The organism is Neotamlana sargassicola (assembly GCF_020523965.1).
Lineage (GTDB): Bacteria > Bacteroidota > Bacteroidia > Flavobacteriales > Flavobacteriaceae > Neotamlana > Neotamlana sargassicola.
Genome location: NZ_JAJAPX010000001.1, coordinates 426,830 through 446,226 on the forward strand (window position 1 = coordinate 426,830; position 19,397 = coordinate 446,226).

Here is a 19,397-nt window from a genome sequence, read left to right on the forward strand (position 1 = left end):
GCTATCAAAATCTTTTTAATTAGTTAATTAGAGACTTTTAAACTAATAAAAAAGACTAAAAAAATTATACCACTTGCGAGCTAATCGATGAAGTGATAGATTTATCCTGCAAACGTTTATTTCGTACTGAGTGAATTTTCTCTAAAACTTCGTTTATCTCCTTAAATTTAGGTGTTAACGCGGTTAAATCGCCATTACTGTTTGTGGTTAATTCCTTCTTGCAGCGAGAACATCGATACTCTTTTACGTGACGTGTTACTTTTTTTGTTACATGGTAGTCATGCCCAAAAACATTACAGTAAATTCGGGGCATAAGCGCTGCTCTAATAGGTGAATAATTTCTCATAGTATTTGGATTTGGTATCTAAATCTACAAAAAATATTTAAAAACACGATAAAACGCTATGTTTTTTCGACGAAATGCGTTATTGTTTTCAGTAATTCTGAAGCATTCTCGATAAAACTCATATGTCCGTCTGGAAATGAGACTATTGCGCAATTATTTTTTTCTGCTTGACGTAAAAGAGATTTGTAGAATAAAACAGGATCTTTTTCTCCTGCTATAATTAAAGTTTTAAAAGATGCATTTTTTAAAACATGCTGTCTATCTCGCCTTATTTTCATACCTTCTAAGGCTGCAATTATACCTTGCAGAGGAGTTTTGGTGGCTTCTTTTATTGTTTCCTTTATCTGGTTTGCAAACCGATTTCGGTTTTCTGGCCAAAATAAGTTGGCTATAGCCATTCTTATAAAAAGTTCATGATTGTTTTTTACCGTATCAATAGCACGTGTGCGGTTTTGCTTCCTTTCAATTGAATCTGCTTCAGCTGTAGAATTTAATAAACACAAACCCGAAACCATTTCTGGCCAATTTTCGGCGAAAGCCAAAGCAACATAACCACCCATTGAATGTCCAACCAAACTAACTTTAGCAATATTTAAATGCCTTAAAACCGCACATACAGTTTCCGCCATGAGCTCCATGCTATGCACATAACCCAAGCAATCGGTTTTACCATGCCCCAATAAATCAACACAAATTACCCTATTTTTTTTACTAAGTTCTTGTATAAAATCTTCCCACATACCGCTGTGCTCTAAAAACCCATGCAACAGCACCAAGGTTTCACCCTTACCAGAATCTGTGTAAAAAACTGAAGCTTCTTTGTAAATAAAAGTCATTTAAATTTATGCTTTTACTTTCTTAATGGCAGTAAATGCCTTGTCTACAAATTCATCTTCAACTAATATAGTGAACTCGTTAGTTGTAGAAATAACCTCGTAAAGCACCACACCTTCCCAAGCTAAGCGCTTAAAAAAATGATAATATAGGCCTGCTATTTTAGAATTGTCCTTGGGTAAATTTATACTTATGGCCGTTAACCCATCTTGAACTGCCAGAAAAGTTTCACCTTGCAACTGACTTTTTATAAAATCATTTAAACTACTGGATATTATTATATTGCTTTCATGAATACCACGTGTAAAGGTGTAAAATAATTTAGATTCTTGATTGATTCGTTCTAGAATTTTAGCATGATTATCAATTATAGTATCAGAATTTTTTACGGTAAAATCGGTAAGATTGGAGCGCACGGTAATATCGCCTAAATTTTGTATTACCCGCTTCATTTTAATAGAGTTAGACAAAGCTACTGGCGGGTTATATCGCCTTAAAGCCATCATTATAGCTCCAGGCTTTACATCTTTTTTTAACATTTTGCTTATTGGCTCGGTTAACTCAATAGCCAAAGCACTAAAATTAATAATGTTTCTTGAAAGCGCCTCTTCAAGATAAGGTTGCGATATTAAAATATCTTCTACACAATTAGATACTGTTTTCATGTTAATTATTTAACAATTTGTGTAAAAATAATTTTTTTTTATTAAAAACATAGAAAATTATAAAAGGAGTTTTAATTTAGCCAACAAATTAATTGAAAATGAAGGTATTGAAATTTGGAGGAACCTCTGTAGGTTCGGTAAAAAACATGAGCAACGTTAAAAGTATAATTAACGATGGCAAAAAAAAGGTTGTTGTGCTTTCGGCTATGTCTGGAACTACCAACGCTTTAGTTGCAATTGCTCAATTTATTTCGGAAAAAAATTCTAATGAAGCTTTAGAACATATTAATGCGCTTCATGAAAAATATACAGCCACTATTAACGAGTTGTTACAAGAAAAAACTTTAAACTACAATGTAAAAAGTTATGTAAATGATGTGTTCGATTTTTTAATAGAATGCACTTACAAAACACATACATTAGCTTTAGAAAATAAAATTTTGGCTCAAGGCGAACTATTATCTACATATATGTTTAACAGCTATTTAGCGCAAGAAGGTATTAGCGCCGCTTTACTTCCTGCTCTAGATTTTATGCGTATTGATGAGCACAAGGAACCTGACTTTGCTTACATTAAAGAAAACTTTAACCAAGTAATTAAAAATGCTGGTGAAGCTGAAATTTACATAACTCAAGGCTTTATTTGTTTAGATACTGAAGATGAAATTTCTAACCTTCAACGTGGCGGAAGCGATTATACAGCTACAATAATTGGAGCCACAATAAAAGCTGAAGAAGTACAAATTTGGACCGACATTGATGGGATGCATAATAACGACCCACGTCATGTTGAAAACACCAAACCAATTTCTAACCTGTCGTTTGATGAAGCTGCAGAATTAGCTTATTTTGGAGCTAAAATATTACATCCGCAAACCATTTCGCCGGTTAGAAAAGATCAAATTCCTGTACGCTTAAAAAACACTATGGATCCTGAAGCTTATGGCACATTAATATCTGAAGAAACCTCAGAAAACGGTGTTAAAGCTATAGCTGCGAAAGATAACATTACTGCTATAAAAATTAAATCGGGCAGAATGTTACAAGCCCATGGTTTTTTGAAACGTGTTTTTGAAATTTTTGAAGTTTATGAAACCTCTATCGACATGATTACCACATCGGAAGTTGCTGTTTCATTAACCATAGACGATGATAAAAATTTAGAAAAAATACTGAACGAATTAGAAAAATTCTCAACTGTAGAAGTTGATAATAACCAAAGTATTGTTTGCTTAGTTGGACATGCAGTAGTAAACCACCAAGAAACTTTTAAATTGTTTCAAATACTACAAGATGTTAAAATAAGAATGATTTCTTATGGAGGAAGCAACAACAACATTTCTTTATTAATTGATACCAACAATAAAATCACCACACTACAAAAGCTAAATAATTATTTATTTGAATTAGTCACTCTGTAAATCACTAAGCTAGCGTGGAGAAAAAAAGGGATTGCTTTTGCAATCCCTTTTGTTTTTCTATGAATTCATAATGTCTTCAATTTCATCAGCTTCAATAGGAATATTTTTCATTAAATTAAAAGGTTCTCCTTGTTCTTGAATTACCACATCGTCCTCTAATCGAATACCAAAACCTTCATCAGGAATATAAATTCCAGGCTCTACAGTAAATACCATATTTGGTACCATTGGATCGGTTAAAATTCCGTAATCATGCGTATCTAAACCAATATGATGAGACGTTCCGTGCATAAAGTACTTTTTGTAAGCAGGCCAATCAGGATCTTCATTTTGCACATCAGCTTTATCTAGCAAACCTAAACCTAAAAGTTCAGAAGTCATTATTTTACCAACCTCAACATGATAATCTTCCCAAATAGTACCAGGAATTAACATTTTTGTTGCTTCTTTTTTTACATTGTTTACCGCGTTATAAACATCTTTTTGTCGTTTAGTAAACGTACCAGAAACAGGAATGGTTCTAGTTAAATCGCTAGAATAATTTGCATACTCTGCGGCTGTATCAAGCAAAATTAATTCCCCGGCTTTACATTGTTTGTTATTTTCTAAATAATGCAACACATTTGCGTTATTTCCAGAACCAATTATTGGCGAGTATGCAAAACCTTTAGATCGATTTTTAATAAATTCGTGCAATAACTCTGCCTCGATTTCATATTCCCAAACTCCGGGTTTTACAAAATTTAACAACCGTCTAAATCCCTTTTCAGTAATATCACAAGCTTGCTGCATTAAAGCAATTTCTTGTGACTCCTTTACCGAACGTAATCGTTGTAAAATAGGAGCACTTTTGGCAACGCTATGAGCTGGATATTTTTGCTTTAACCATTTAGAAAATCGATCTTCACGGGTTTCGGTTTCTACATTTGCACGATAATGTTCGTTTGTATTTATGTAAACAGTATCACATTGTGTCATTAGTTCAAACATTACTTTTTCCATGTCTTGTAACCAATACACCGTTTTTACGCCACTGGTTTTGTAAGCCGCTTCTTTGTCTAGTTTTGCGCCCTCCCATACAGCAATATGCTCGTTAGTTTCTCGAAGGAATAAAATTTCACGATGTTTTTCTTTTGGGCAATCTGGAAATATTACCAAAATACTCTCTTCTTGGTCTACCCCGCTTAAGTAAAAAATATCGCGATGTTGCTGAAATGGCAAGGTACTATCTGCGCTAATTGGGTATATATCATTAGAGTTAAAAACAGCCAAACTTTTCGGCTTCATATTAGCCGCAAACTTTTTTCTGTTTTTTATAAACAACTCATTATCAATAGGTAAATATTTCATAATAAAAATAGAAATTAAATTTTGTAATTACACAAAGCTACAAAAAGCTATTTGGCTTACTAAGCTTTTAACATAATGTAAGTTTTTCAGGGCATAATCTTCTTTAAAATCATTCTAAATACGCAGTAAAATGCCATTTAATGCTTGTTAAAAATAGCTTTGAGCCTTACCTTTGTTATATATAAATAAACTAACAAAATAATGGGCGGATTTTTTAAATCTTCGATAGGAAGAAAGGTTGCCATGGCACTTTCGGCATTCTTCCTTATGGTATTCTTACTACAACACTTCGCAATTAATTTACTTTCTGTTTTTAACCCTGATGCGTTTAATGAAGTGTCGCATTTTATGGGAACGAATCCTATGGTTCAATTTGCATTACAACCGGTTTTAATTTTTGGTGTAGTGTTTCATTTCATCATGGGTTTTGTTTTAGAAATTAAAAACAAAAAGGCACAAGGTGTTGCTTATGTAAAAAATAATGGTGCCGCAAATTCTTCTTGGATGAGTAGAAATATGATTTGGAGTGGTGCAGCTATTTTAGCTTTTATCGTGCTTCACTTTATCGATTTCTGGATTCCTGAAATTAACACAAAATACATTCAAGGCGATTGGTCTGGAACGCTAGACGGCGTTGAAGGGTTTCGTTACTACGAGGAGCTTACTCATAAATTTGTAAGCCCTATTCGTGTTGGTGCTTATGTATTGGCTTTTGTGTTTTTAGCTTTACACTTACTACACGGGTTTACCTCGGCGTTTCAATCTGTAGGAGCAACGGCTGGAAGAAAACAAACTTTACAAAACATTGGTAAAGCGTATTCTATAATAATTCCTTTAGGATTTATTTTTATAGCACTTTATCATCATTTTAACCATTAATCTTACATAATATGGCTTTAAATTCAAAAGTACCTCAAGGTCCAATTAAAGATAAATGGACAACTTATAAAGACAAAATTGATTTGGTAAACCCTGCAAACAAACGTCTTATAGATGTTATTGTTGTAGGTACTGGTTTAGCTGGAGGTTCTGCAGCTGCAACTCTTGCCGAATTAGGATATAACGTAAAAGCATTTTGTTATCAAGATTCACCTCGTCGTGCACACTCAATTGCAGCGCAAGGTGGTATAAATGCTGCCAAAAACTATCAAGGTGATGGCGATTCAACTTACAGATTATTTTACGACACTGTAAAAGGTGGCGATTACCGTTCGCGTGAAGCTAACGTATACCGTTTAGCTGAAGTATCGGCAAATATTATTGACCAATGTGTGGCTCAAGGCGTTCCTTTTGCTCGCGATTATGGTGGCCTTTTAGATAACCGCTCTTTTGGTGGAGTACTTGTTTCTAGAACATTTTACGCTAAAGGACAAACTGGTCAGCAATTATTATTAGGCGCTTATTCTGCAATGAACAGACAGATTGCCCGTGGTAAAATAGAAATGTTTAACCGTCACGAAATGCTAGATGTTGTAAAAGTAGACGGAAAAGCTCGTGGTATTATTGCGCGTAACTTAATTACAGGAGAAATTGAGCGTCATTCAGCTCATGCTGTAGTTATTGCTTCTGGTGGTTACGGAAATGTTTATTTCTTATCTACCAATGCTATGGGTTCTAATGCTACTGCAGCATGGAAAATTCATAAAAAAGGAGCTTATTTTGCTAACCCTTGCTATACACAAATTCACCCAACTTGTATTCCTCGTTCTGGTGATTACCAATCTAAATTAACGTTAATGTCGGAATCCTTACGTAACGACGGACGTATTTGGGTGCCAAAAAACATGGAAGACGTTATTGCTATTCGTGAAGGCAAGAAAAAACCAACCGATTTATCGGAAGACGAAAGAGATTACTACTTAGAGCGTCGCTACCCAGCTTTTGGTAACTTAGTACCTCGTGATGTTGCATCGCGTGCCGCTAAAGAACGTTGTGATGCTGGTTATGGTGTTAACGCTACTGGTGAAGCTGTATATTTAGATTTTGCTTCAGCTATTGAAAGATACGGTAAAGAGCAAGCTAAAATTCTTGGTATTACAAACCCTTCAGCAGGAAAAGTATACGAATTAGGTCAGAAAATAGTAGAAGCTAAATACGGAAACTTATTCCAAATGTACGAGAAAATCGTAGATGAGAATCCGTATGAAACGCCTATGATGATTTATCCTGCAACACACTATACAATGGGAGGTGTTTGGGTTGATTATAACTTAATGACCACTGTTGATGGTTTATACTGTATTGGTGAAGCTAACTTCTCCGATCATGGTGCTAACCGCTTAGGTGCCTCTGCATTAATGCAAGGTTTAGCCGATGGATACTTTGTATTGCCTTACACAATTGGTGATTATTTATCTAATGAAATTCGTACTGGAAAAATTCCAACAGATACTCCTGAATTTGATGAAGCTGAAAAAGAAGTAAAAGATCGAATCGATTTCTTTATTAATAATAAAGGAGAACACTCTGTAGATTATTACCACAAAAAATTAGGAAAAATAATGTGGGATAAATGCGGAATGGCTAGAAACGAACAAGGCTTAAAAGAAGCTATGGCCGAAATAAAAGCACTTCGTGAAGATTTCTGGAAAAACGTAACTGTACCTGGAAATGCAAACGAAATGAACCCAGAACTAGAAAAAGCTGGAAGAGTAGCTGATTTCTTAGAACTTGGTGAACTTTTTGCTAAAGATGCACTAAACAGAAACGAATCTTGTGGCGGACACTTTAGAGAAGAGTCTGTTGAGTTAGATGGCGAACAAAAAGGAGAAGCTAAACGTAACGATAGTGACTATGCTTATGTTGCTGCTTGGGAATACAAAGGCGAACCTGCCGATGCAGTATTGCACAAAGAGGAATTAGAGTTTAACGATATCGAACTGAAACAACGTTCATATAAATAGTTGATGGTTGTCAGTTATTAGTTTCCTGTAAAACTAACAACGAGCAACTAACAACCAAAAACTAAAACAAATGAATTTAACATTAAGAATCTGGAGACAGAAAGACTCTAACACTAAGGGTCAAATGGTAGATTATAAAGTTACCGAAATTTCAGAACACATGTCTTTCTTAGAAATGATGGATGTTCTAAACGAACAGTTAATTGCAAAAGGCGAAGAACCTGTTGCTTTCGATCACGATTGTCGTGAAGGTATTTGTGGTATGTGTTCTATGTATATAAATGGTGAAGCTCACGGTCCAGATCGTGGCGTTACAACATGTCAATTACACATGCGTATGTTTAAAGATGGTGACACTATTACCATTGAGCCATTCAGAGCTGCTGCTTTCCCAGTAATTAAAGATTTAGTTGTAGACAGAACATCTTTTGATAGAATACAACATGCTGGTGGTTACATTTCGGTAAACACCTCTGGAAACACACAAGATGCAAACGCATTACCAATTTCTAAACATGCTGCCGATGAAGCTATGGATGCTGCAACATGTATTGGTTGTGGTGCATGTGTTGCTACATGTAAAAACTCGTCTGCTATGTTATTTGTTGGTGCTAAAGTATCGCAATATGCACTTTTACCACAAGGACAAGTTGAAGCTGCAGATCGTGTAAAAAACATGGTAGCTCAAATGGATTTAGAAGGTTTTGGTAACTGTACAAACACAGGAGCTTGCGAAATTGAATGCCCTAAAGGAATTTCTTTAGAAAACATTGCAAGAATGAACCGTGAATTAATGAAAGCTTCGGTTTCTTAACCAGCCAAAATAAATACTCTTATAAAAAAGCTCAAGTAAAAACTTACTTGAGCTTTTTTTATTTTTTTTAGCTACTTTTATTTTTTTATACTATGCAATTTGGCATAAAAATTTCATATAACATTTAATATACCCCAATTTACAACGAAATGAAACACCAACTCTGCATAATTATCCTAGCATTTTTCACAGGAATTTTAACCCATTCACAAACCGAAATTCAACAACAATGGTTTAATGAAAAGGAACTGCTTAAACATATAAAAACATTATCATCTGATGCTTTTGAGGGCAGAAGAACAGGAACACCAGGAGCAGAAAAAACTAAAAAGTACATTATTAATCAATTTCATGCTCTTGGAGTAAAACCATTAACCAATAAATACAGACAGAATTTCACATTTTCGAAAGGTGTAAAACAATACCAAGCTACAAACATTTTAGGCTATATAAAAGGCACATCGAAACAAAAAAAATATATTGTAATTACAGCACATTTCGATCATGAAGGTATTAAACGCAACGAAATTTATAACGGTGCAGACGATAATGCTTCAGGCATTGGCGCACTTTTTAGCTTTGCCGAGTACTTTAAAAATAACCCTCCAAAACATACTGTAATTTTAGCCGCTTTAGATGCTGAAGAACTCGGTTTAAAAGGCTCATATTATTTTACAAAAAACCCTTTAATTCCGCTTAAAAATATTATTGTAAACATAAATCTTGATATGGTAAGTCGAAGCGATAAAAAAGAGTTGTTTGTTGTAGGAACAGACACCCATAATCGTTTTAAAAACATCGTTAACAATTACAAAAACAGCGAACAATTTAAACTAGTTATAGGGCACGATGCTAACGACAATTTAGAAAACTGGACGTACTCGTCCGATCATGCCAACTTTTACAAAAAAGGCGTTCCGTTTTTGTATTTTGGAGTTGAAGACCATGAAGATTACCACGAACCTACAGACGACTTCGAAAATATTCACCCCGAATTTTACATTAAAGCCGTACATTCAATTATATCTGTTTTTAAAGCTATTGATACCCAACTTTAAAAATAAGCTTTCAACTGAATATTTCCAGTATGAATAATACGACTCGTTTCTGTTTTTCTACCAAAATAACTAAAGTTTAAATCGAGATATTTAGTCATTTTTTTTTGAGCTAAAAGTGTCCACGTAAAATTAGTTCCTGGTTGTAGTCCTTCTAACATTTGGTAAGCTACTGGTGTATTAGCATCGCCCTTAAAAGCATTAGAAAAATAATTAAACTCACCATTTAACGCGCTTTTTGCACTACTAGCAAAACTAAAGGATGCTCCATATTTTTGTTGCTCTAAACGCTCAAAATCGTCAATAATATTATTCTTATTTGTATACTGATAAAACAAATCGAAACTAGAATTACCACCAAACAAGTAGGATATTTTTGGATTAATTCGAAACTGATTTATATTAAAATTTTTACTGGAGTAGTTTTCGCTTTCGCTTTCGTTTTTCTCGTGTGCAGATAAAAAATTAATTAACCAACTTTCCATAATTTTATGGTTAAAGTTTAATTGATGGCTTCGTATACGACTTGATAATGCCCCAACGGAAAGATAACTTTGAGTGGTATTTTCTAAAAACGTATACGATGTGGTGTAACGCTGTTTACCACGATTAAAAAAGAACACATTTCTAAAATTAAGCTGTAAACCTAATTGGTTTTCTTCATCTTTTTCAAAAGGATTCAACTTAAATGAGTTTCCAAATCGCAGGTTTTTTCTATCGATTAAATAACTGGTTTGATTATAAAAATGAGATACAATCTTTTTAAATTTATTTTTACTAACCGACCAAGTTGCAGGGTTTAATGATAGTGTACCACTAAACTTATTTTGATGCGTTTTAAGATAAACTTGGTTAGGTAACAGTACCCGAATATAAGTACCTTGATCGGCGAACGGTGCAACTTCAAATTCTTCAAGTTCTTGAATGCCGTTATTATTATAATCGAGCCAAGTATAACTACCTTGCCCTGGTTCGACCTCAACATATGTAAAATCTTGTTCTGCAATACTACCTGAATTAGTTTCGTAGTTTAAATTTAATTGTGCCATTTGCTTAAAAAACTGTTGAGTAAATTGCATGCGCGAGTTTACCGAATTTTCATCTTCAAAAGCTTCATCATCATAATCTAGCTTTCGGTAATTGGCAAATAACATTAAATTAGTGTGTTTATTTTCGATTAATTTAGAGTTTAAATAATAAGTATTCGATGTATTTACCCGTTGCAAACTATTATTTTTAACACTATCGTTTACACGATGTTTATAACCAATTTCTGCAAAAACCTTGGTGCTATCTCCCACTCCAAAATAGACATTGTAAGATTTAAATCGCTGACTTAAATCGGTTAAATTCTGATTTACTTGGTCGCGTTGTTGGTTATCTTCAACCGAAAATTTTGTACCTAACCAACTTTTCTTCATACTATAAGTTAACCGATTGTAAGAACGCAAAAATTTAGATTCGTTTAAAGTAGCGCTTGAATTTAAATAACTCGAATTTGAAACCACCAAAAACCTATTAAAGGCAAACTGTGCATTTAATATATGCCTGTTTCCATTAAATCCGTTGGAAAAACTTAAATGTTGAAACGTATAATTTGCCAATCCATATTTATTAACTAATGCATTAACTCCCGCATTGACTAAGGTTTGGTTTCCTAGCCCAAAACCAATACCTGTAATGTTGGTAACATCTAAATTCCAATCGCGATTAAATTCGGGAGAATATAAACCTTCAACGTTTCTAAAATTACTCGAAATGTAATCGGCATCAACAAAGGCATCGACATTTAAAACACTATCTCTTTCAACAATCGTTTGGCTAACAGCAACCTTTCCTGCGAAACCATTATTATCATCATCATTTAAATTAGAAAATAAATTTAAATCGTTTTTACTTGCTGAAGCTTCAAAATTAATTTGTGTTTTTTCGGTTGGCATATAACTACCGTTTACAACAGCTATTTGCAGTTTTGTGGGCGCAATAAGCCTCGTAATAGGTGCATAATCGCCTAAATTTTCACCTACAAATTCGTAAATATTATTAATAGCATTACTGTTTATTAAAACATAATCGCCTTGGTTTTCGCCAACATAACTAAAAGTTACTAAATACAGTTCGTCTTCTGGGTTGTTAGAATACACAAAAACCTCATTGCCATTATCAATATCTTTTCTGTACAGAATACGATTTTCGTCGTATTCTTGTTCCGTTTCAGATGGCGAAACCATTAAATCTTCATTATCGCCTGCACTGGCAAGAATTGCCACTTGCTCTTGAGATAAGTTTTGTTGTAGTGGTTGATTTTTTGAGTCATTTTCAGAATACACCGAAACTCCGATTTCAAATTTATCACTTCTATATTCACCTCCACCATATGCTATAAAACGTGAATAATTTCTATCACTAAACTGATAGTCTACAGTAATTCGCATTTCGGAAGTTATAGGAAAAGTAGAATTAAAAATAATTTCACCGGCATTATAGTCTATAATATAATCTTCGCTTTCTCCACGTTTAAGCGCAATACCGTTTACGTAAACTGTTTCGCTTCCAGAAACAACCAAAACATACAATTCGCCATTTTGACCTTGCAATTTATATGGGCCTTGGTTGCCTTCTTCCGCTACAAATTGGCTAGTAGTAAACTGACCACGAACCACCGCCCCAGCCGCAAAAATATTAGTTTCATTACCAGAATCACCTAAATCAACATTAATATTTAAACCTTGCACACGTTTAGAAAAATTAGCGAAATACGAGTTGTTGTTTACCAAATCTATATCACCAGCACGTACGCGCCAACGCTCGCTAAATAGCTCTATAAATACTTGGTCGAACTCATCTAAACGTTGGCTATACCCGCTTTCTTGCAAAGGCACATTAGCATCTTGAATAGAAGCTCGCAAGGATACTTTATCGTTTAATTTACCCGTAATTTGTAAATCTAACTCACTATTTAAAACAGAATTTTGGTTATTACCAACTGTAACGCCACGAGCAATGCTTCCCGAAGTGTTTAATCCATTAAAAGGAACAAAAGTATTCTCGCTATTGCTTTGGGTAAATTTATATAACCGATTTTGAACATTGGTATTCTCAACAATAATACTTTCGTCGAGTTGCTGATAGGTTTTGGTTAAAAATTCAGGGAATTTTAAATATTCAATAATAACCGAATCGGTTTCAACAGGTTGCTTAAAAGTTAAAATAGCCTTCGTAAAATTAACCGAATACATCGCTGTATCCATTAAAACTTCAGCTTTCGTTTTCAAAAAAAAGTAATTGGAATTTATACTAACACTATCTATTAAAATAGTATCGTTTACAGCCACTTTTTTAATTCTGTAATTAGATGTGTTATTCTGTGCAAAACCACAAAACACGAACAAAAACATAAAAGCAGCTACAGTTAATTTCATTAGTTACTAAAACTAAAAACAAATTAAATTATTTTGTTTCTTTTTATTTTAACAAGGTTAAAAACACCTCTTAAATCACTACTGTTTAACTAAATAGAAAAAACAACTTCAATTTAAAACCAGAAGAAAATTTAAAATCTCATAAAATTTAATAGTGTAAAAGTAACGTATTATTTATTTTAGCTAAAACATTAAACTTTTTAAATAAAACAACCAATTTAATTCTGGATTGTTTGTAAACACCTCGATTATGAAGATTATTTCCTATAACGTTAACGGTATTCGCGCGGCATTAAACAAAGGTTTTATAACCTGGCTAGAAGCCGCGAATCCCGATGTTATTTGTATACAAGAAATTAAAGCCCTTAAAGAACAACTCGATTTAGAGGTGTTTACCAATGCTGGTTACAAATACCAATATTGGTTTAGCGCACAAAAAAAAGGCTATAGCGGTGTTGCTATTTTAAGTAAAATTGAACCCAAACATGTTGAGTATGGCACAGGAATTGAGTCAATGGATTTTGAAGGTAGAAACCTCCGCGCCGATTTTGATGACTGCTCGGTAATGAGTTTGTATTTGCCATCGGGAACAAATAGCGCGCGTTTAAGCCATAAATTTGAATACATGGATATGTTTCAAGACTATATTAACAATTTAAAACAAAGCCTACCAAACTTAATAATTTGTGGCGATTACAATATTTGTCACGAAGAAATAGACATACACAACCCAAAAATGAAAGGTGTTTCGGGATTTTTACCCGAAGAACGCGAGTGGCTAGGGAATTTTATTGATAGCGGATTTATTGATTCTTACCGCTATTTAAACCCCGAAAAGCAAGAGTTTAGCTGGTGGAGCTACCGTGCCAATGCGCGAGCAAACAACAAGGGTTGGCGATTAGATTACGCCATGGTTTCGCAACCTTTACAAGAAAACATTAAAAGAGCCGTTATACTTACCGATGCAGTTCATAGCGATCACTGCCCTATTTTAGTAGAAATAAACCAATAAACAATTCAAATCAACTTAATTTTATTTTACATGCTTAAAAAAATCTCCATTTTGTTACTTCTAGCGGTAGTTTTAACCGCATGTGTTTCACCAAAAATTTACAAAGAACTCGAAGACAAATACAATGCCTTGAAAAAAGAAAACCGAGATCTTTCTACCGACAATGAAATGCTAGAAAGCGCTCGAAACATGGCCGAAAACGAATTAAAGCAACTAAAAAAGGCATACAACGAAGCCGTAATAGAACGCGACCAATTAAGAGCCGATTATGCAGCAACTAAAGCGAACCTAGACGCTTTAAAAGCCTCTTACGAAGCTTTAGAAAAAAACAGTTCGGCAGCCATTGCTAAAAACTCAGAAAAAAACAGAGAGCTCTTAGCACAACTCGAAGCTAAAGAAGATGCACTTGCTGCAGAAAGCGCTCGTTTAGAAAATTTAAAAAACGCTTTAGCCGAACGCTCTAACCGCGTGGCCGAATTAGAAAAAGTTATTGCCGATAAAGATGCTGCAATGAGCGCACTTAAAGATGCCATTTCGCATGCCTTAACCGATTTTGAAGGCAAAGGCTTAACCATAGAACAACGCGATGGCAAAGTTTACGTATCCATGGAAAACAAATTGCTTTTCGGTTCAGGAAGTTGGGCTGTTGGTACCGAAGGGCGTCGTGCTGTACAACAACTAGGAAACGTTTTAGGCGACAACCCAGACATCGCCGTTTTAATTGAAGGCCATACCGATAACGTACCCTATTCTGGCAACGGGCCATTAACAAGCAATTGGGATTTATCCACCAAACGCGCCACTGCTATTGTAAATATTTTACGCGAAAATCCGCAAATAACCCCCGAGAATTTAACCGCAGCAGGTCGTGGTGAGTTTGCACCAGTAGCAACAAATAGTACGCCAGAAGGCAGAGCAAAAAACCGTAGAATTGAGGTTATTTTAACACCAAAATTAGACGAGCTTTCGCAGCTATTAAACGAATAACATAATTAGGGCGTTACCACAAGGGTCGGGCTTTACGCTATATCTTTTTTGTGCCTTTATGCACAAAAAAGGATGCCGCTGCAATCCCTAACGCAAACCTTAACACAGTTTTAAACCTTTCAGTTAAACAACAACTGAAAGGTTTTTTTATCTTTATCTTCTAAAAATAACAGTACATAATTCTCATTCCGTACTACATTACGGAATCCCTTCATAATTAAAAAATTCAATTAATAAAATGCTAAATTAAGTTTAGCATGACAAAAGGAGTAAAATGAAATATACAACCCTGCCAAACACCAATATAAAAGTTAGTAAATTATGTTTAGGCACCATGACATTTGGTAACCAAAACACCGAAGCCGAAGGCCACAAACAACTCGATTATGCTATAGAACATGGTATAAATTTTATAGACACTGCCGAATTATACCCAGTACCAGCCACAGCAGAAACTAGCGGTCGTACAAGCGAAATTGTAGGAACTTGGTTAAAAAAATCAGGAAAAAGAGATCAAGTAGTTTTAGCTTCAAAAATTGCTGGAACAGGCGATTATACCGCGCATATTCGCACCAATGGTTTTAGTAAAGCAGCTATAAACGAAGCTATAGATTTAGAATTAAAACGTTTACAAACCGATTATTTAGATTTATATCAATTGCACTGGCCAGAGCGCGATACTAATCGTTTTGGGGTGAGAAATTTTAAACTAGACACCCAGTGGGAAGATAATTTTAATGAAGTACTTCACAGTTTAGATGCCTTAGTTAAACAAGGTAAAGTAAAACATATTGGTATTTCGAACGAAAATTCTTGGGGAACCATGCGTTATTTGCAAGAAGCTAAAACTCACAATTTACCACGAATAAAAACCGTACAAAATGCCTATTCGCTATTAACTCGCAGCTTTGAAACCGATTTAGCAGAAGTATCTTTAAGAGAAAACGTAGGTTTACTAGCTTACTCGCCCATGGCTTTTGGTGTACTTTCTGGTAAATACATAAAAGGCACAGCCAAAGACAATGCGCGCTTAAAACTATTCCCAAGATTTTCACGCTATAGTGGTGTTAATGCCACAAAAGCAGCTACACAATACTTAAAAATAGCGGAAGAGCAAGGATTAACATTAGCTCAACTTAGTTTAGCCTTTGTTACCCAACAACCTTTTGTAACTAGTACTATTATTGGAGCAACTACAATGAATCAATTAAAAGAAAATATAGAAAGCATAGAGGTTACCTTGAACGACGATATTTTAAAACAAATAAATGCGGTACACGACGAAATACCTAATCCGGCGCCGTAACAAAACAGGATTTTAAATTTTAAACCTTCAAGGAATATTTAATTAATATATCTTGGAGGTTTTTTAATTCAATGGGTTTCGATATAAAATCATCTATCCCTGCTTGACTAGCTTGTCTTCTATCATCGGTATAAGCACTAGCCGAAACTGCAATAATTGGTATGGGATTAGCTTTAAAAATCTCGGTTTGCTTTATATTTTTTGTAGCTTCTAATCCATCCATAATTGGCATTTGAATATCCATAAATACCATATGAAAAGCACCGTTTTTAAAAGCTTCAATAGCTTCTACACCATTATCGGCATAATTTATTTCAATGTTAAACTTTTTAAGCATTAAAGCCAGTACCTTTTGGTTCATTTTGTTATCATCAACAACTAAAACCTTTATAGTTTCACCTTTACTGTTTAGGTTTGATATAAAATTATTTTTAGGAATAAGCGAGCTGTCTTGCGAGGTGCGTTTTAACTGCAACTCAAAATAAAACTCGGTACCTACACCTTTTTCCGATTCAAATTTTAATTCGGCATTCATTAGCGATGCCAATTCATTCGATATTGCAAGTCCTAATCCTGTACCGCCAAATTTTCGTGTGGTCGACAAATCTTCTTGTTCAAAAGCCTGAAAAATTTTATCGCTCATACTCTTTTCCATACCAATACCTGTATCTTTTACAGAAAACAAAAAAGTATCGGTGTTTGCATTAAGTTGTTTTTGAGTTACTTTTAGTTTTACGTAACCCGTTTCTGTAAATTTTAAGGCGTTGTTTAAAAGATTAATTATAATCTGATTTAAGCGAATGGTATCGCCAAAAACGAAGTCGGATGCGTTTTTGTCTTTATTATATTCAAATAAAAGATCAATATTTTTTTCTTGCGCTTGAAAATCAAAAATTTTGATAATTTTACTTAAATCCTCTTCTACTTGCAACGGAATATATTCTAATTCCATTTTACCAGCCGAAATTTTTGAGTAATCTAAAATTAAATTTATCAAACCTAATAAATGGCTCGATGAGTGGTTGGCTATTTCGAGAAGTTTTACTTGGTTTTCGTTTAAATTAGTCTGGTTTATCAAATTTAAAACACCAATAATTCCGTTTAAAGGTGTTCGAATTTCATGGCTCATATTAGCTAAAAAGCTCGATTTATAGGCAGTAGCGCGTTCTAACTCTTCAATTGTTAAATTTAAGCCATCAATATTTTTAAGTAAGTTTTCCTTTAGTAAATCGTAAGCCTTGTATAGAAAATCGATTTCTAAAATTTTGGAGTTTTCATCAACATTAAAATCGTATTCTTTAAAATCGGACTTTATAAACTTATGCATCGATACTTTTAAACGCTTTAAATCGCGCGTTAAAATTTGAGATAAGTATAAAATTAACAAAACCATAAAAAGCAGAATTGCCGATATAGATGATTTTATAAAAATAGAAGTGCCGGCATTTTTTTTAGCTATTTCGGCTTTACTAATCGTGTTTATTTCATTTAAATCGGAAAGGATATTTTTGTTAGTTGCCAAAATATTAGCGCACAATCCGTGAGACTTATTAGAATTGTACCCAATGTTAAAATACAGTTTAGAAACATCGTTAAATAAGTTTTTATAATTTTTTAGACTAACTAATTTTGGATTTTCTTCAATTAATTTACTTGCTAAACTATTAAACTGATTGATGTATAAACTGTCGCTACGCAATAAAAAATCTTTTTCATGACGGCGCAACTGTAAAATTTTATCTACGGGAAGGTTTCGAGATGCTTCAATACCATGTATAAGTTTACGCATATGTCCTATCTTACCGTAGTCGTGATAACCTAGTAAAAAACGTTCATGTTTTATATGCTCAGATAGTTTGTATAAATGGCCAAATTTTGTTTTTAAACTATCTACTAAATCACTGTTTGTAAGAAGTTTGTTCGCATTTAATTTCCTCGATATATTTATCAAGCTGTCTTTTTGTTGCGTAATTTTATTTATAAAAGCATCAATATTTTTCTCCTTATAATTATTGTAAAACTCAGGTGATTTATAACCGTTTAATAAAAAAGAAAGAAAGTATTTTTCGTTGTTACTAAAGTCTGATTCTAACTCGTAAATAGAATTGCTTAGCTTTTGTAATTCTAAAGTTTTCGAATTAAAATAATTGTAGCTTACAAACAAAAGTAGAGTAACTGCAATTACTATAAGAAAGGAAAAAACAATTTTAAATCTGTAAGATTTGTAAAAATTAAATGCCATTGGTTTATTTAGGGAAAGGGCAAATGTATTTAAACCATGAGTCTGTTAGGTTATTAAATCGTTAAGAACAGTGCAGTTTTACCGATAATTTCTAAGATTTTAAAAATTAACAAGAAACGATTTACAACTTGTAGCCTTCTCCAAACTTCAGACTTAAATTAATACCGTAACTATTACCTAAAGGTGAATTATTGGTAGCTAAATTATAATTGTAAACAAGGCGCAAATGGTTCCCTAAATAAAGTCCCGCTAGCAAGTTAAAACTTGACGATGTTCTATAACCACCACCAAACTCAAACTTATTTCTAACACTAACAGAGACGTTAAAATCGGTTTGTAATGGTGCGCCGTTTTCATACTTAATAAGTATGTTGGGCTTAATCATTATATTATCAAACTTATTGCTAAAAAACCGATATCCAATGTAACCATAAACAGGAGAAGACAACCTCACCACTTGCTCACTTGCCAATGCATCGCCTATAACATTGGGGGCCGAAAAACCAGCATAAAACAAAGCGTTATTGTATAAAAAACCTAATCCTAGAGTTGGTATACTGCTATTAATATCGTTCGCAAATTCAGGATCATTATTTATATTTAATTCTGTTAAATTATCTTGAAATTGCTGCAAACCTGCAGTTAAACCAAAAGATAATACATTTCGAGAGTAATGTTGCCAATACGGACGACTACTTTTAAAGTCGAAAAATATTTTATACGAAAACGCAGCAAAAACATTTGTAGACTTTGTAACACCAAATTCATCTCTTATAATTCCTGCTCCCAAAGCTAATTTTTCGTTGTTTAAACTTCCGTGCCCACTAAAAGAAAGTGTTCTTGGAGCACCATCGAAACCTCCAAAGTATCCGTTATTACTTAAAGTAATTTCGGTATTACCGCTTAATCCTGCGTATGCACTATTTATAATAAACGGATTATAATTGTACTCGGCAAATAACGGGCTTTGTTGTGCATTTACTTTAGCCACAATAAAAACTAATATTAATAATATGTATTTGGTATTTACTTTCATTTTT

Annotated in this window: 15 protein-coding genes; 8 read left to right on the forward strand and 7 right to left on the reverse strand. The window is 33.8% G+C overall.

From position 1 onward, the window contains the following. Positions 1-64: 64 nt before the first annotated feature. The 3 genes from LG651_RS01855 to LG651_RS01865 are packed head-to-tail and all read right to left on the reverse strand — an operon-like array spanning position 65 to position 1,845. Positions 65-346, reverse strand: coding sequence for a hypothetical protein (locus LG651_RS01855; protein WP_226694457.1), 282 nt, complete (start codon positions 344-346; stop codon positions 65-67). Between the two features lie 56 nt (positions 347-402). Beyond that, a complete protein-coding gene (locus tag LG651_RS01860; RefSeq protein WP_226694458.1) occupies positions 403-1,182 on the reverse strand; it encodes an alpha/beta fold hydrolase in 780 nt (259 codons plus the stop codon). 6 nt (positions 1,183-1,188) lie between these two features. Next, positions 1,189-1,845: a hypothetical protein gene (locus LG651_RS01865; RefSeq protein WP_226694459.1), complete on the reverse strand. Its 657-nt coding sequence runs from the start codon at positions 1,843-1,845 to the stop codon at positions 1,189-1,191. A gap of 98 nt (positions 1,846-1,943) precedes the next feature. On the opposite strand from LG651_RS01865, the gene LG651_RS01870 reads away from it, so the two are divergent. After that, a complete protein-coding gene (locus LG651_RS01870; RefSeq protein WP_226694460.1) occupies positions 1,944-3,266 on the forward strand; it encodes an aspartate kinase in 1,323 nt (440 codons plus the stop codon). 57 nt (positions 3,267-3,323) lie between these two features. Here the strand turns inward: LG651_RS01870 and LG651_RS01875 are convergent, their stop codons facing one another. After that, positions 3,324-4,616 (reverse strand): aminopeptidase P family protein, encoded by a 1,293-nt coding sequence (locus LG651_RS01875; RefSeq protein ID WP_226694461.1) that lies wholly within the window; start codon positions 4,614-4,616, stop codon positions 3,324-3,326. Positions 4,617-4,817: 201 nt separating this feature from the next. On the opposite strand from LG651_RS01875, the gene LG651_RS01880 reads away from it, so the two are divergent. The 4 genes from LG651_RS01880 to LG651_RS01895 all read left to right on the forward strand — a co-directional run bounded on the left by LG651_RS01880 (position 4,818) and on the right by LG651_RS01895 (position 9,391). Further along, positions 4,818-5,495, forward strand: coding sequence for a succinate dehydrogenase cytochrome b subunit (locus LG651_RS01880; protein ID WP_226694462.1), 678 nt, complete (start codon positions 4,818-4,820; stop codon positions 5,493-5,495). A gap of 11 nt (positions 5,496-5,506) precedes the next feature. After that, entirely contained in the window at positions 5,507-7,519 is a 2,013-nt protein-coding gene (locus tag LG651_RS01885; RefSeq protein ID WP_226694463.1) for a fumarate reductase/succinate dehydrogenase flavoprotein subunit, read from the forward strand. A gap of 70 nt (positions 7,520-7,589) precedes the next feature. Continuing rightward, positions 7,590-8,333, forward strand: coding sequence for a succinate dehydrogenase/fumarate reductase iron-sulfur subunit (locus LG651_RS01890; protein WP_226694464.1), 744 nt, complete (start codon positions 7,590-7,592; stop codon positions 8,331-8,333). A 149-nt stretch (positions 8,334-8,482) separates the two neighbouring features. Continuing rightward, entirely contained in the window at positions 8,483-9,391 is a 909-nt protein-coding gene (locus LG651_RS01895; RefSeq protein WP_226694465.1) for a M28 family peptidase, read from the forward strand. Here LG651_RS01895 and LG651_RS01900 read toward each other — a convergent pair. Beyond that, positions 9,388-12,810 carry a hypothetical protein gene (locus LG651_RS01900; protein WP_226694466.1) on the reverse strand — a complete coding sequence of 1,141 codons (3,423 nt, stop codon included), beginning with the start codon at positions 12,808-12,810 and terminating at the stop codon, positions 9,388-9,390. The genes LG651_RS01895 and LG651_RS01900 overlap by 4 nt on opposite strands. 250 nt (positions 12,811-13,060) lie before the next feature. Between LG651_RS01900 and LG651_RS01905 the strand changes: the two genes are divergently transcribed. From LG651_RS01905 to LG651_RS01915, 3 genes are all read left to right on the forward strand, one after another. After that, entirely contained in the window at positions 13,061-13,822 is a 762-nt protein-coding gene (locus LG651_RS01905) for an exodeoxyribonuclease III (RefSeq protein WP_226694467.1), read from the forward strand. Between the two features lie 30 nt (positions 13,823-13,852). Beyond that, entirely contained in the window at positions 13,853-14,809 is a 957-nt protein-coding gene (locus tag LG651_RS01910; RefSeq protein WP_226694468.1) for an OmpA/MotB family protein, read from the forward strand. Between the two features lie 274 nt (positions 14,810-15,083). After that, positions 15,084-16,115 carry an NADP(H)-dependent aldo-keto reductase gene (locus LG651_RS01915; protein ID WP_226694469.1) on the forward strand — a complete coding sequence of 344 codons (1,032 nt, stop codon included), beginning with the start codon at positions 15,084-15,086 and terminating at the stop codon, positions 16,113-16,115. Between the two features lie 19 nt (positions 16,116-16,134). Here LG651_RS01915 and LG651_RS01920 read toward each other — a convergent pair whose 3' ends face one another. Both LG651_RS01920 and LG651_RS01925 read right to left on the reverse strand, forming a co-directional pair. After that, positions 16,135-18,357 (reverse strand): response regulator, encoded by a 2,223-nt coding sequence (locus LG651_RS01920; protein WP_226694470.1) that lies wholly within the window; start codon positions 18,355-18,357, stop codon positions 16,135-16,137. Positions 18,358-18,478: 121 nt separating this feature from the next. Continuing rightward, positions 18,479-19,393, reverse strand: a complete 915-nt coding sequence (locus tag LG651_RS01925) for a PorP/SprF family type IX secretion system membrane protein (protein WP_226694471.1) — start codon at positions 19,391-19,393, stop codon at positions 18,479-18,481. Positions 19,394-19,397 lie beyond the last annotated feature (4 nt).